Origin of the sequence: Pseudorhizobium xiangyangii (genome assembly GCF_020531965.1) — a bacterium.
Taxonomy (GTDB): Bacteria; Pseudomonadota; Alphaproteobacteria; order Rhizobiales; family Rhizobiaceae; genus Neorhizobium; species Neorhizobium xiangyangii.
Map to the genome: position 1 here is coordinate 160168 of NZ_JAJAWH010000009.1, position 13135 is coordinate 173302.

16 protein-coding genes and 1 tRNA gene are annotated in these 13135 nt (G+C 59.7%); 9 read left to right on the forward strand and 8 right to left on the reverse strand.

Annotation, left to right across the window (positions count from 1 at the left end; genetic code table 11):
- Positions 1-39: 39 nt before the first annotated feature.
- The 3 genes from LH464_RS10375 to LH464_RS10385 all read right to left on the reverse strand — a co-directional run bounded on the left by LH464_RS10375 (position 40) and on the right by LH464_RS10385 (position 1432).
- Complete coding sequence (locus LH464_RS10375; RefSeq protein ID WP_226786296.1) at positions 40-273, reverse strand: hypothetical protein; 234 nt, start codon at positions 271-273, stop codon at positions 40-42.
- An 85-nt stretch (positions 274-358) separates the two neighbouring features.
- Positions 359-604, reverse strand: a complete 246-nt coding sequence (locus LH464_RS10380) for a hypothetical protein (protein WP_226786297.1) — start codon at positions 602-604, stop codon at positions 359-361.
- Between the two features lie 489 nt (positions 605-1093).
- A complete protein-coding gene (locus LH464_RS10385) occupies positions 1094-1432 on the reverse strand; it encodes a DUF2147 domain-containing protein (RefSeq protein WP_226786298.1) in 339 nt (112 codons plus the stop codon).
- Positions 1433-1935: 503 nt separating this feature from the next.
- Between LH464_RS10385 and LH464_RS10390 the strand changes: the two genes are divergently transcribed.
- Positions 1936-2202, forward strand: coding sequence for an SEL1-like repeat protein (locus LH464_RS10390; protein ID WP_226786299.1), 267 nt, complete (start codon positions 1936-1938; stop codon positions 2200-2202).
- Positions 2203-2319: 117 nt separating this feature from the next.
- On the opposite strand, the gene LH464_RS10395 is transcribed toward LH464_RS10390, so the two are convergent.
- Positions 2320-3429: a pyridoxal phosphate-dependent aminotransferase gene (locus LH464_RS10395; RefSeq protein ID WP_226786349.1), complete on the reverse strand. Its 1110-nt coding sequence runs from the start codon at positions 3427-3429 to the stop codon at positions 2320-2322.
- A gap of 215 nt (positions 3430-3644) precedes the next feature.
- Complete coding sequence (locus LH464_RS10400; protein ID WP_226786300.1) at positions 3645-3995, reverse strand: hypothetical protein; 351 nt, start codon at positions 3993-3995, stop codon at positions 3645-3647.
- Positions 3996-4207: 212 nt separating this feature from the next.
- Here LH464_RS10400 and LH464_RS10405 point away from each other — a divergent pair, with 212 nt between their 5' ends.
- The 3 genes from LH464_RS10405 (at position 4208) to LH464_RS10415 (ending at position 6434) form a co-directional block, all read left to right on the forward strand.
- Complete coding sequence (locus LH464_RS10405) at positions 4208-5425, forward strand: NAD(P)/FAD-dependent oxidoreductase (protein WP_226786301.1); 1218 nt, start codon at positions 4208-4210, stop codon at positions 5423-5425.
- Positions 5426-5436: 11 nt separating this feature from the next.
- Positions 5437-6240, forward strand: a complete 804-nt coding sequence (locus LH464_RS10410; protein WP_226786302.1) for an aldolase/citrate lyase family protein — start codon at positions 5437-5439, stop codon at positions 6238-6240.
- 103 nt (positions 6241-6343) lie between these two features.
- A tRNA-Ser gene (locus LH464_RS10415) sits at positions 6344-6434 on the forward strand.
- A gap of 168 nt (positions 6435-6602) precedes the next feature.
- Here the strand turns inward: LH464_RS10415 and LH464_RS10420 are convergent.
- Positions 6603-7484 carry an AraC family transcriptional regulator gene (locus LH464_RS10420; protein WP_226786303.1) on the reverse strand — a complete coding sequence of 294 codons (882 nt, stop codon included), beginning with the start codon at positions 7482-7484 and terminating at the stop codon, positions 6603-6605.
- A 136-nt stretch (positions 7485-7620) separates the two neighbouring features.
- On the opposite strand from LH464_RS10420, the gene LH464_RS10425 reads away from it, so the two are divergent.
- The 5 genes from LH464_RS10425 (at position 7621) to LH464_RS10445 (ending at position 11314) form a co-directional block, all read left to right on the forward strand.
- Positions 7621-8364: an SDR family NAD(P)-dependent oxidoreductase gene (locus LH464_RS10425; protein WP_226786350.1), complete on the forward strand. Its 744-nt coding sequence runs from the start codon at positions 7621-7623 to the stop codon at positions 8362-8364.
- Positions 8365-8379: 15 nt separating this feature from the next.
- Positions 8380-8775 carry a VOC family protein gene (locus LH464_RS10430; RefSeq protein WP_226786304.1) on the forward strand — a complete coding sequence of 132 codons (396 nt, stop codon included), beginning with the start codon at positions 8380-8382 and terminating at the stop codon, positions 8773-8775.
- A gap of 1 nt (position 8776) precedes the next feature.
- Positions 8777-9760: a saccharopine dehydrogenase family protein gene (locus LH464_RS10435; RefSeq protein WP_226786305.1), complete on the forward strand. Its 984-nt coding sequence runs from the start codon at positions 8777-8779 to the stop codon at positions 9758-9760.
- A 10-nt stretch (positions 9761-9770) separates the two neighbouring features.
- Complete coding sequence (locus tag LH464_RS10440; RefSeq protein ID WP_226786306.1) at positions 9771-10094, forward strand: nuclear transport factor 2 family protein; 324 nt, start codon at positions 9771-9773, stop codon at positions 10092-10094.
- 764 nt (positions 10095-10858) lie between these two features.
- On the forward strand, positions 10859-11314 hold the full coding sequence (locus tag LH464_RS10445) for a hypothetical protein (protein ID WP_226786307.1): 456 nt from the start codon (positions 10859-10861) through the stop codon (positions 11312-11314).
- Between the two features lie 336 nt (positions 11315-11650).
- Here the strand turns inward: LH464_RS10445 and LH464_RS10450 are convergent, their stop codons facing one another.
- Complete coding sequence (locus LH464_RS10450; protein WP_226786351.1) at positions 11651-11938, reverse strand: hypothetical protein; 288 nt, start codon at positions 11936-11938, stop codon at positions 11651-11653.
- 111 nt (positions 11939-12049) lie between these two features.
- On the reverse strand, positions 12050-13090 hold the full coding sequence (locus LH464_RS10455; protein WP_226786308.1) for a fatty acid desaturase: 1041 nt from the start codon (positions 13088-13090) through the stop codon (positions 12050-12052).
- Positions 13091-13135: the final 45 nt, after the last annotated feature.

Genomic DNA, 13135 nt, shown 5'->3' on the forward strand with positions numbered 1-13135 from the left:
ATGCGCGGCATGTTGGTGTCTTGATGGGCTTGCGACCGATTACTGCGGACGGTTTGCGCCTTCATAGTAGTCGCCGTTGTCGGGCGCCTGCGCGATCTTCTGATGCGTGAAGCTGCCGCGATCGCCGACGCTGCTGGTCTGGACGCGGTCGATGTGTCCGGCGGCATCCTTGGAAGCGCCCGTGTAATAGTCGCCGCCTGCAAGTGCGGCGCCGCCGAAGGCGACCGAAGCAATAAGGGCAGCAGCAAGAGTGGAGGTGAGAGACTTGGTCATTTTCATATCCTTGGATGATTAGGCTGCCACGCAGAGTTTGCGACCTTATGCGGGGCACGCCGGGGTCTTGAATGAACTGGCAGGCTTAGTTCGGACGGTTTGCGCCTTCATAGTAGTCGCCACGATCGACGGCCTGGTTCGCGACCTGGACCGAAACGCCATCACGCTGGATGGAACGCTCGCCTACACTGCTTGTCTGGAAGATATCGACGGAGGCTGCCGGCTGGGCATCTGCGCCCTGATAATAGTCGCCAGAGGCCAGTGCAGCGCTGCCAAATGCAGCTGACGCGATAAGAGCGGCGGCAAATGTAGAAGTAAGAGACTTGGTCATATTCGTTTCCTTTGTCAGCCAGAGCGAACCAGTGTCGCTTGCTGGAGGCTGATATCGGATCGAAACGAGGGAGGCGGAAGGCCGCAAATTGGAATGCGTTGTCAACGAGACATTGACAATCGATGAGCTGCCAAATCGGCGGCAACCATAAGGGGTGATGTGGGCGCAGTTTTTACGGTCGCATGAGCTTCCGGGATTGCCGTTGCCGCCCATGCAAGTCAACAATATTGATTGAAATCAGTCGCTTACGATTTAGAAGATGTGAATGTGACCTATGGGCGAGGGCGCGCCTTCATCGGTGCGGCATATGTGGCGATTTCGGGGCAAACTGACGAATGCCCTCCGTTTCAAGAGTTTCACAAAACTGTTACATTGGGAAAAAATGCTCTGCGCTGCCTGTTTTTGGCGCGCTGGTGGCTGTGAATTGAGCAGAAGGGGGCGCCGCAACCGGATTTGCGACGCCTGATGGCGGAACTTTGTGCAGAACTCTCAGAGCTTGGTCCAGGTCTGTGACTTGCAGAGGATCTTGAGAACGCATCCCTTCATCTGCAGCGAATTTCCGCTAACCGAGCCGGTGCCGCTATAGGTCTTGTCGGCGGCCGGGTCTGTGATCTCGCCGGCATAGCGGCCATTGCTTCCGGCAAGCCTGCCGATTTTCTTTCCGGCATGCTGTCCGGTTTTCAAGGTAATGCAGTAGGCGCCACCGCATTCCGCAATCGTTGCGGTTTCGCCGCTGGCTGTTTTCCAGTTTCCTTCAATCGCCTCCGCGGCCTGGCCCGCGGTCGCCGCGAGCACAAATGCTGACGCGAGCATCAATCGACGCATCATGTTTGGTTCTCCATCCCATTTCGCGCGAGATGTCGCGCGCCATTCCTCCATCCCGCGGTTCAGGCGGGCAGGCCCAAGCTAGCTTACGCGCACGTAAAGGTAAATCTATCGGGTCGGGCGGTGAGCGGGATTTTCGGAGGGTGGTCGCCGCGGAAACTCAGAGAGGTTCACGCCGCTCCTTGAATGGTGGTTAGCGAAGGGTTGAAATCCGGATCTGAATTTTTCGTAAAATTTGAGGCAAATCGCCTAATCCGCAGGGCTTCTGATATTTAACAAAAACCCAATTTTACCAAGCGTTTGGATTTTGTTTTCATCAAATTAATCATGCCTTTTAGGCGACTGTTGGAAAATCTGCCGCATAGTCATCCTCACAAACGAGCGGGAAATTCCGCCGGCCTGAAGGACCAGATGAACCGCTTGAAGACGGTGATCCGGAAGGTGCCCGAAAGGGAAATAAAACAGGGACATGCCGAAGTAACAGGCTTCGAACAGGGACAAAAACGATGGCACGCTTTGAAATGCAGAATTCCGAATACGCCACGATGGGTGGCGAAGCCCGCCCCGACATCTTCTGCGACATGGGGTTGATGTATGCGACAGGTCGTGGTTGCCCGGTGGATCTCGTTTCGGCTCACAAATGGCTGAACATCGCGGCCATCAAGGGTTCCGACCGTGCCGCCGAGCTTCGCGCCGATCTGGCCCGGACGATGAGCAAAACAGACCTCGCTGCGGCACTTCGTGCCGCTCGCGAATGGATGACGCTGCACTGATCCGGCGGCGTGATAAACTTCGCTACGGATTTCAAACGCTGCACGACGATATCATAACGGATAGGACCGCGACCGGCAGGAACAAGGCCGGCGCGATCCTATGCGGTTTTCGTCATATCAAAGAGTTTTAAGAACCTGCGGCAGCGCCTCTTCCAGGAGGGCCATGTCGGCTTCCGGTCCGGCACTGATGCGGATGCAGCGATTGAGCGGTGCAACGCCCGGCATGCGGATGAACACCCCATGCTCCATCAGCCCATCGACGATGGCTTTCGAATAGACGCCGTCCCGACCGCAATCGATGGCGACGAAGTTGGTTGCCGACGACAGCGGTGAAAGGCCATTTGCCCGGGCGATGGTTGAGATCCGTTCGCGGGATGCGGCGATCCTGTTCCGCACGTCTTGAAGATAGGGCTGGTCTGCAAGGGCGGCGAGCGCTGCCGCGGTGCTGATTCTCGCCATGCCGAAGTGATTGCGGATCTTGTCGAAGGCGTTCGCGGTGCCGGGTGTTGCGATGACGTATCCGACCCGCGCGCCTGCCAGGCCATAGGCTTTGGAGAAAGTTCGCGTCCGCACCACGTTCGGGCGGTCGATCAGGGCCTCGATGGAAGGTGTGGATCCTGCCGGCGCCGTTTCGCAGTAAGCCTCGTCGAGGATCATCAGGCACGTCTCCGGCAGCGCCCGGGCAAACTCCACAATACTGTCCGCATCCCACCAGCTGCCCATCGGATTATCCGGGTTGGCGAAATAGACGAGGGGCGGGTTCTCCTTGCGCACCGCCGCCAGAAGCCCGTCGAGATCCTCGCGGTCGTTAGCGTATGGTGCCGTCACCAGCCGCCCGCCATGGCCGTTCACATGGAAATTGAAAGTCGGGTAGGCGCCAAGCGATGTCACCACGGTCATGCCGGGGTCGATCACCAGGCGAACGATCTGACCGAGAAGCGAATCGATTCCCTCGCCGATGGCCAGGTTCTCGGGTCGGCAGCCGAGATGGCTCGCCAGAGCCTGTTTCAGTTCGTAGTTTTCGGGATCGCTGTATTTCCAGGTATCGGCGGCGGCTTCCGTGATGGCCCGGAGCACGGAGGGTGCCGGTCCAAAACCGTTTTCGTTGGCCCCGATGCGGGCCTTGACCTGCAGGCCGCGATTTCTCTCGATCGCCTCCGGCCCGACGAACGGCACAGTGGCGGGAAGCGAGTTGATGAGGGGCGTGAAGCGGGAAAAGGCGGACATGGCGATGAGCTCTGCTGCGAAAACCGGCACCATAAGGCTGATTTTCGACCACGCAAGTCCTCAGTAACGCCAAATGGCTTCACCGGCGAGGCGTTGCCGGTGGCGTGTCGACAGGCCGTGGGGGCGCGCCGCTTGTCGGTCCGCTGGGCCGACCGCAATGGCAGGCCTGCGGAGGTCCGGCGGGTAACGATGGGAAGCGAGACGCGCGCTCCGCCCTAGCTGTTCTCGAAGCTCAGGCGAATGACGTGATGCAGGAACTCGCTATCGATCAGCATGTTGAAGCCGATTGTGACCTTTTCTTCTTCCCGGCGGATCAGCGTGCTTCCGATATCGTCATGGATGCCGAGAATCTTCAGGAAGAAATTGTTGGGCACAGGCACATTCGGGCTGACGTCCAGTTCCGCGCCATAGAGCGAAATGGTGCGGATCAGGCAACGCACATGCGTCTTGGTGCTGAGGTGGTGGCCTACAAAGATGATCTTGCCCGGGCGATCGATTGTAAACTTCTCGAAGACCTGGTCGCGGGGGATGTTCTGTTTAGGGTCTCGTTCCATGTTCAAGGGCATAACACCCTCCTTCTGGCTCCTCGTTGCAGTGATTCTACCGGCATTGGACTAATACATCCTGAACATCTTCAACCCAGTAGCGTAATCCGCGAAAATCCAACGCAGGCATGGTTGGAGCATCTGCGGTCCGCCTGTTGACGCCGTACCGGTGCAAAGCTACCCCTTCGGGATCAGGAGCTTATGTCCGGGCCGCAAGGCGGGAAGGAAGAGTTTTGACAGACAGGCTGGTTATCGTGGGAGCGGGGCAGGCGGGTTTTGCACTCGCCGCGAAATTACGTTCGCTGAAGGATGCCCGGCCAATTACCATCCTCGGCTCGGAAGACGCGTTTCCTTACCAGCGACCGCCCTTGTCGAAAAAGTACCTTATGGGCGAGATGGAGTTCGACCGCCTGACGTTTCGCACCGAGAACTGGTACGCGGAAAACAATGTTGAAATTCGGCTGTCGACCTATGTCGAGCAGATCGACCGGACAAAGAAACGTGTCCGCATGCAGGACGGCTCGTGGCTTGACTACCAAACGCTGGCGCTGACCACGGGCGCGGTCCCACGCACACTTCCGGCGGCGATCGGTGGCGATCTCGACAGTGTCTTCGTCATGCGCAACAAGCGCGATGCAGATCTGCTCGCCGAGGAGATGCTCCCGGGCCGTCGTCTGCTTGTGATCGGCGGTGGCTATATCGGGCTGGAGGCTGCGGCGGTTGCCCGGCATCTCGGGGTCGAGGTGACGGTGATCGAGATGGCGGATCGCATCCTGTCGCGAGTGGCGGCGCCCGAAACCGCCAACGTGATCCGCACCATTCACCTGCAGCACGGCGTTACCATACGCGAGCGGACGGGGCTCGCCCGCCTTATCGGCAAGAATGGCAAGGTCTGTGGCGCCGAACTGTCGGACGGCAGCGTGATCGACGTGGACTTCGTCATCGTCGGCATCGGCGTCACGCCCGAGGACCGGCTTGCGCAGGAAAGCGGCCTGGATGTCGGCAACGGCGTCATCGTCGATGCTTTCGGCCGGACCTCAGACGTGTCGATCGTTGCTGCCGGCGACTGCACGCTCCTGCCCTGGAAGGGACGGCAGGTCCGTCTCGAATCCGTTCAGAACGCCGTCGATCAGGCCGAGGCGATTGCCGCCATCCTTGCCGGCGGCACGGCTCCCTACCAGCCGACACCGTGGTTCTGGTCCGACCAGTACGACGTGAAACTGCAGATCGCCGGCTTCAATCTCGGCTACGACGAGACGCTGGTCCGGCCGGGCATGCGCGAAGGCAGTGTCTCCATCTGGTATTTCCGCGACGGGCGCTTCGTTGCCGTGGATGCCATCAACGACGCCAAGGCCTACGTCACGGGCAAGAAACTTCTCGATCTGGGTATCGAACCCGACCGGGCGGTGCTGTCCGATGCGGCGGCCGATCTCAAGCAACTTCTCTCCTAGGAAAATATCTTATGCCTGTACCGAAGAACCAGTTCAAAGCCGCCCTCCGCGAGGGTGGGCGGCCCCAGATCGGCCTGTGGCTGAACACCGGGGAGCCACTTCTCGCGGAGCTGGCAGGGACGGCAGGCTACGACTGGCTGGTAATCGACGGCGAGCACGGTCCGAACGACCTGCGCAGCATCATATCGCAGCTGCAGGCGCTGGCAGCGTCCCCGGCTGAGCCGGTGGTTCGCCCGCCGACGGGCGAGACATGGATGATCAAGCAGCTGCTCGACGCCGGCGCCCGCACGCTTCTGGTGCCGATGGTCGATTCGGCAGAGCAGGCCCGCGAACTAGTCCGCGCCGTCCGTTATCCGCCGCACGGCATCCGTGGGGTGGGCGCAGCCGTTGCGCGGGCCTCGGCCTTCAACACGATTGCCGATTATGCCGATACGGCATCCGACGAGATCTGCCTTCTGGTGCAGGCCGAAACCCGCGCCGCCATCGCCGATCTGGAGAATATCGCTGCCGTGGATGGCGTGGATGGTGTCTTCATCGGCCCTGCCGACCTGTCCGCGGACATGGGCTATATCGGCCGGATCGAAGCGCCCGAGGTTCAGGAAGTCATCGAGAAGGCGATCGGCACGATCACGGCCGCCGGAAAGGCGGCGGGCATCCTGACGTTCAACGAGGCGCTCAACCTGCGCTACATCGATCTTGGTGCGCGATTCGTTGCCGTGGGCTCCGATGTTGCCGAATTTGCCGGCGCGCTTCGGGGCCTGGCGGCTCGCTACGGCCGCGGCATCCCCAATTCCGGTGGCCGATCCGGCTACTGACAGGGCAAAAGCTGTGCTCCGGGAGGTCGGTGCACAGCATTTCCACCGCTGTTGCGAAAAGACCTTGCAATCGGCAAGCATCCGAAATAATCAGGCCTCGACCGGAGAGGTGGCCGAGTGGTCGAAGGCGCTCCCCTGCTAAGGGAGTATACGTCAAAAGCGTATCGTGGGTTCGAATCCCATCCTCTCCGCCATTGATTTAAGCAATCACCTAAAAATCATTCTGTTTTCGATGCCCCGTATTTCGCGCTTGCGCAATCGCTGCACCTTCGGTGCATTGAGTTGGGCCCTGAACCCATGTCAAGCGCCGCTTCCATGCCCGACTAGGTTCTCGAAAACGGACGTCTCCCGCATAGGGACAGTTACGCGGCCTCGCCTCGAAGACGTAATATATCCTTGGATGGCGGTAAGCCGAACTGCCGGGCATATTCCCTGCTGAACTGGTTCGGGCTTTCGTAGCCGACACCGAACGCCACCGAAGTAGTGTTTCCCTCTCCGGCCATAAGAAGCGTCCGCGCATGCAACAACCGGACTTGCTTCTGGTACTGGATCGGGCTCAGCGCGGTGACAGCCTTAAAGTGGCGATGGAACGCCGAAACGCTCAAGGCCGCCATTTCGGCAAGCGCCTCCACCTTCAAGGGCTTTGCGAAGTTCTCCCTGATCCACTGGATCACGGCGCCGATCCGTGAGAGCGCCGCATCAGGCACGGCGATGTCCCGAAGCATCCAGCCGAGAGGCCCCTGCAGCACCCGGAACAGGATTTCCCTTTCGTAGGCAGGCGCGAGCACGGCAACCTCGTCCGGCCGGTCCATAAGCCGAAGCATCCGCACCCAAGCGTCAAGAAACTCGTTGTTGACCGGCGCGACCGAGAAGCCCGATCCAGACAGCTTGCCGCAGACCTGAACGGGAAGATCGCTAATCAGCGCCGCGACCGTCGGAGGATGTAGCGTCAGGCTGACCGCGAGATACGGCTCCCCGGACGCCGACGGATGCACCGATCCTACGGCCGGAAGATCGACCGACATGACGAAATAGGTGGCTGGATCGTAGGCAAAGGTCCGGTCTCCGACCGTCATCGTTTTCGATCCCGTCAGGATCAGGTTGATCATTGGCTCGTAGACGGCCGAAAGGCGATGTTCCGGTATCTCGCCCTGGACCATGGCGACGCGGGGAATACCCGTTTCCGTCCGCCGGTTTTCGGCCGACGAGGCTAGGCTGCGCAGTTCCTGAAGTTGCTTTTCCATGAGGACAACGGTGACAGACCGGAGATGCTATCGCAATCACAAAGCAGAAATAGGCAAGTAACAGAGAGGAATGGGTGAGCGCACGAGACAGCACGGTCCTAGCCTCTAGTCAGACCGAAGAGGCAAGGAGAATCCCATTAAGATCGTCATAATTACCGGCAGCAGCCGTGGTCTTGGAGCAAGCACCGCCATCGAGTGTGCCCAAAACGGCATGGGCGTGATCGTCACCTACAATAGCAATCCCGACAAGGCCAAGGACGTTGTGAATACGATCGCGCAAAACGGCGGCAGGGCCGTGGCCCTGAAACTCAACGTGGGCGACATCAGCTCGTTTTCGGCGTTTCGTGACGACGTCGCGGGGAAGTTGGGAACTATCTTCGGCCGTGGCGATTTCGACTATCTCGTCAACAACGCCGGATATGGCCTCTTCAGTCCGATAGCCACGGTGACGGAAGAGCAGTTCGACGGACTGTTCAACGTACACCTCAAAGGTCCATTCTTCCTGACGCAGATCCTGCTTCCGCTGATGGCGGATGGCGGCCAAATCATAAACATCACCAGCGCCACATCGCGCGTGGCGACCGCAGGCGTAGCCCCCTATGCCTCGTTCAAAGGTGGCCTCGAAGTCCTGACCCGCTATATGGCCAAGGAGTTTGGCGAGCGCGGTATACGCGCGAACTCGATTGCGCCTGGCGCGATACGCACCGAGCTCGGCGGTGGCCTGAACGACGAGTTCGAGGCAATGCTTGCCGGTCAGACTGCGCTCGGCCGCGTCGGCGAACCTGAAGAGATCGGTAGCGTCGTCGCCAGCCTACTGTCGAGCGAGAATCGCTGGATCAACGCCCAGAACATCGAAGTCGCCGGCGGCTACATCATCTGACCAAAGGAGAACATTGTGCTCGATCATGTCTTCATTTCCGTTAGCGATATCGCCCGCTCGATCGCCTTTTACGAGGCGGTGCTGGCACCGCTCGGAATCGTTCATGCACATGACTACGACGGGAAGGACGGGCCTCCCGGCCATCCGGACCTGAAGGGTTTTGGCGCTAACGGCAGGGTGTTTTTCTGGCTTCGCGAAGGGTTCGTGGATGGTCGCTCGGCGCATATCGGTTTCGTCGCCAAAGGCACCACCCAAGTCGAAGCCGCTTTCGACGCCGCGATCACCGCGGGTGCAACCGAGATCCATCCCCCCGGCCCGCAGCTCCACTACGACCCACGCTATTACGCCGCGCAGGTTCGCGACCCCGACGGCTATAGCCTCGAATTCGTCTACAAGGAATGGCAGCACTGATATGACAAAGCTGATGATATATGGTGCGACCGGTTATACCGGCCGCATGGCAGCGAAACATGCAAAGGCGGCAAGCACTTCTCTGGTCCTCGCAGGCCGCAGCGAAGCGACCCTCTCCAGGCTTGCCGCCGAGCTCGGCGTTGAATACCGGGTGTTTAACCTCGGCGACACTGCAGGGATCGACAATGGTGTTGCCGATATATCAGTCCTGCTGAACTGCGCCGGACCTTTCCTGAGGACCGCCGAAGTCCTGATGCGGGCGTCGCTCCGCAACGGCGTGCACTATCTCGACACTGCAGCCGAACTCGACAGCTACCATCTGGCCGAAGACCTGGACGATGAGGCGAAGGCAGCAGGGATCATGCTGATGCCGGGCGGTGGTGGCAGCGTCGCAATGCTCGGCAGCCTCGCCGGACATGCTTTGGGGAGGGTCCGAGCGCCCCGCAAGATCGGTATTGCTCTGCATGTTGCAGGTGGTCTTTCGCGCGGGTCGGCGATCAGCGCGATGGAGAATGTCACCACACAGACCTTCGCTCGTCTCGACGGCAAGCTCGTCAGCACTCCTGCCGAGGGTATTAGGAAATTCGACTTCGGCAAAGGCGAGGTCGATTGCTTCCCAGTGACGCTTCCCGATCTCATCACGATCTGGCGGTCCACGGGCGTTCCTGACATCGAGACCTTCGTGCATGTGACAGGCGACGGCTTTCCTCAGGGCGATGTCTCTCTGCTCCCGGATGGGCCGAGTGAAGAGGATCGGCTGGCGAACCGATATCAGGCGGCCGTCGAAGTCACCGACGCGGAAGGCCACGTGATCCGCTCGCTACTTGACACGGTCAACGGCTATACCTTTACCGCGATGGCTGCCGCCGAAGCAGGTCGCCGTGTCCTCGCAGGCGAGGTCCGCCCCGGCTTTCAGACGCCTGCCGCCCTGTTCGGAAGCGGCTTCGCCCAGACCATCGCCGACACCACGATCACCGACATCTGAGGAGCGCACCATGCAGAAGATGGTCGCATCCTTCATCACGGCCGCAAACGCATTCGACGTCGAAGGCACGCTGTCCCTGTTCGCTCCCGATGCCGTCATCGACGATGTTTCGATCGGCGACGCCTTTGTTGGCAGGGACGGCGTCCGGATCTACTTCGAGCGGTTCTTCGTTGGTTACAACACCGCAAGCAGGTTGCTGTCCATGGAGCCACTGGACGCCTTCAACGCGGACCTCCGCCTGGATTTCAAGGGCGATTTCGGCCACGAGACCGGCATCATGAGGATCGCGACCAGTTCGGACGGCCTGATCGAGCGCATCGACGCCGACCTCTAATAGCAGACCCACAAACAGCTCCACCGAAATAACCAACATCTGCGCCTAAGGTGCCGATACCGGGAAGGTTTGCATCCGGCAGGCCTCAGCACAGGAAGGAGTACGTTCATGACGACCTCGACCTCTCTCACGCAGGAGGCCGCCGACAAGCTGGCTATCGTCGAAGCGCTGTAAGTTTTGCCGCAGGTATAGACCTCCGTCACAAGGCGCTTCTGTCGTCATCACTCGCGGATCCCTCATTGCAGCACCAGCGTTCGGCTGCTCCAGCGGATGGGCAACTGGTGGGGAAGGGCGCCCACCAGTGAATGTCATCCTTTAGGCTAGCGAGAAAACAATGGAAAAGCTGCTTATGGTTGGCGTCGCCCGGCCCGGCGACAGAACCCCGAGAGTGCGAGTAAATAGTTTTGTGGCCCGAGGCACTGGCCGAAATCGAGCGGATTGATACTTATAAGAACTGGAGTTTGAGTAGGTTTTCCCGGAAGCAACAGGATCGCCAGCCAGCGGGTTTTTCCTGGCGGTTGCATCGCTTGGCTGCGGGACAAACAGCGTCCCTAGCGAGAACGTTCTTCAACGGCGATGGAGGACCGCATGCTACGCCGAAAAACGCTCACCGCAGACCACAAGCTTGCGCGTCAACTTCGCGATACGTTTTTCCCGGCTTCGGGAATTCTGACCGTGCCCAGGATAGACAGCGCACCGGTCGGGCAATGCTACAGGAATGCGCGTGTGGCTCACATGCGGTTCGGCGTCGGTGTGCAGCTTGGATGGCTTCTCTGTCATTTGCCCGGGCATTTTCTGGAGGCACTTCACCACGCTGTTATCGTGGCGAAGGACGGAAGACTGGGCGATATCACAGCGCCTGCTTTCCCGGCGAGGACTATAAGAAAATAGCGTTCATAGTCGATACCGAGACCACCTTCGGCAAGCTCGACCCGATGCTTCCTTCCAAATTCATTCAGTTGGACGCGGAGCCGGCGACCTCGGACTACATCCGGCTGACGATTGAAAGGCAGGAGATAAGTCGGTCCATCAACGCGCTCGCCAGCAAGCATTTCAACATCGTGGAAGTGGGACGAGGACTGTTCGGCTTCAAGATAGACCCGAGTTCACCGGTATCCCCCGACATCCTGGCCCTCAAACAAAAGAGAGAGGCTGTCAGTGACTGTCGGAACCGGTACATGACACGAATGAGTGCCGGGGATTTTCGAAAAATCCGCTGACCCGTTGCGAACCACGCAGCCAGCTTGAATTGACAGTTCGCACACTCGGGAGGAAGACATAGGGCAGATGCCGTATTTGAGCGGCCGTAGAGCGACGGAAATCTGCCGACGGTTACGGGAATACTCCCGCGAATGCGGGCCTCTGAATCCCTGCGGGATCATAGTGGCAGGGTTGGGGGAATTCGTGGCGAACCGAATTAGGGGTAAGGTGGGCGGCACCATGGAGACTGAGTTTTTATCAGGCCGCCCGTGCCACGATGCCCATCGTGGCAATGACGAGGGGGCAGGAACGCCAACCTCGCCAAGCCTGTCTGCCGTCGCGTATCCGCGCGGCCGTCACTTATGCTTCAGGAGCCAGATCTTGCCTGCCATGGTGATCCCATGGGGAGCTTCGTCCGTTGCCACATCTGGTGTGAGGTTTCGCAGAAGGCCGAATTCCCTCAACTCGTTCAAAGTCCCGGTCATCAGGAATTTGACCTTGCGCGGCCGCTCCTTGAAGCGGTCGGTTCTGGCGTAGGTGACGACGGCGTTCAGGTGCGTCCATCGTTTTCCCTCCTGGAAGTGCAGGTCACCGTCCTTGGCAAGCTTCAGGCCACGGATTTGGGTCGGGGTCAACGAGATCACCGTGTCAGCGGCGGTCGTGTTGTTACTTGCGGTCATGTTCAAACTTCAGTCCTTGGAAAAGTCGGTTTAGTTTTCGGATCGGAGCGCTGTCGTCAGGCGCCGTGGTTAGTGTCATGCGAGAGGTAGAGCCTTTGCGGCATCCCGGAAGGAGACCAGCTTGCCGCGCTTTTCATCCCACAGCGCGAGCCCGACGCACGAAAGACTCTGCGACAGGGTTGTGCGGCCGATGGATGCCAGTTCGGGATGGTCGCGCAGCACTTCCGGCAGTCTGTAGTAAGGTATCCTGCTCGCCAGGTGATGGACGTGGTGAACACCGATGTTGCCGGTAATCCATCGCAGCACCAGCGGCAGGTCGTAATGGGACGCACCATGAAGCGCGGCTTCGGGAAACTGCCACTCCTCGGACGTTGCCCAATGGGTATCCTCGAACTGGTGCTGAACGTAGAAAAGCCAAACGCCGGCCGCAGCCGCCAGCAGCACCACCGGCAGGTGGATCAGCAAGAAGGGCACAAGCCCGACGGCCCATATCATCAATGCCGCCAGTATTGCGATCGCAAGGTTCGTGCCCATGGTGGATATCCAGGGCATGACCCCGGAATTCATCATCCCGAAAGGCAGGCGTTGCTTGACGAGGAAGAGCCAGGCGGGACCGATGCCGAACATCACCAGTGGATGGCGGTAGGCTCGGTATGCAAGGCGCTTTGATCGCGGCAGGGAATTGTATTCCGCGACGGTCAGGGTGGTAATATCGCCGATGCCCCGTTCGTCGAGATTGCCAGTCGACGCGTGATGGGTTGCATGGGCCTGACGCCAGTAATCGTATGGCGTCATGGTCAAGACGCCCAGAGTGCGCCCCGTCCATGTGTCAAGCTTGCGCCGCGCAAAGAACGAGCCGTGCCCGCAATCGTGCTGGATCATGAACAGCCGAAGCAGGAAGGCGGCAGCCGGAATGATCAGAATCAGCCCCGGCCAAAATCCGTGCAGGACCGAAGCATAGGCTCCGGCCCAGAAGGCGGCGAAAGGGAGGACAGTTACAAAAAGCTCGAACACGCTACGTCCCAGACGTGGCTGCCGGTATTTTGCAAGTATCTTCAGCCAGGAGCCGCCGGTATTCGTGAACGACGCGTCGACGGCGCGGGCATGAGTGTTCATGAATTTCGATCCCTTTCCAGCCGCAGGTAAACGGCGCCGCAGCAG

Bases quoted from the DNA above. Each gene is read 5' to 3' on its own strand.
- LH464_RS10440 (WP_226786306.1), top strand. From the start codon at position 9,771: ATGCAGAAGATGGTCGCATCCTTCATCACGGCCGCAAACGCATTCGAC.
- LH464_RS10455 (WP_226786308.1), bottom strand. From the start codon at position 13,090: ATGAACACTCATGCCCGCGCCGTCGACGCGTCGTTCACGAATACCGGC.
- LH464_RS10390 (WP_226786299.1), top strand. From the start codon at position 1,936: ATGGCACGCTTTGAAATGCAGAATTCCGAATACGCCACGATGGGTGGC.
- LH464_RS10400 (WP_226786300.1), bottom strand. From the start codon at position 3,995: ATGCCCTTGAACATGGAACGAGACCCTAAACAGAACATCCCCCGCGAC.
- LH464_RS10435 (WP_226786305.1), top strand. From the start codon at position 8,777: ATGACAAAGCTGATGATATATGGTGCGACCGGTTATACCGGCCGCATG.
- LH464_RS10395 (WP_226786349.1), bottom strand. From the start codon at position 3,429: ATGTCCGCCTTTTCCCGCTTCACGCCCCTCATCAACTCGCTTCCCGCC.
- LH464_RS10420 (WP_226786303.1), bottom strand. From the start codon at position 7,484: ATGGAAAAGCAACTTCAGGAACTGCGCAGCCTAGCCTCGTCGGCCGAA.
- LH464_RS10380 (WP_226786297.1), bottom strand. From the start codon at position 604: ATGACCAAGTCTCTTACTTCTACATTTGCCGCCGCTCTTATCGCGTCA.
- LH464_RS10410 (WP_226786302.1), top strand. From the start codon at position 5,437: ATGCCTGTACCGAAGAACCAGTTCAAAGCCGCCCTCCGCGAGGGTGGG.
- LH464_RS10385 (WP_226786298.1), bottom strand. From the start codon at position 1,432: ATGATGCGTCGATTGATGCTCGCGTCAGCATTTGTGCTCGCGGCGACC.
- LH464_RS10445 (WP_226786307.1), top strand. From the start codon at position 10,859: ATGGCTTCTCTGTCATTTGCCCGGGCATTTTCTGGAGGCACTTCACCA.
- LH464_RS10375 (WP_226786296.1), bottom strand. From the start codon at position 273: ATGACCAAGTCTCTCACCTCCACTCTTGCTGCTGCCCTTATTGCTTCG.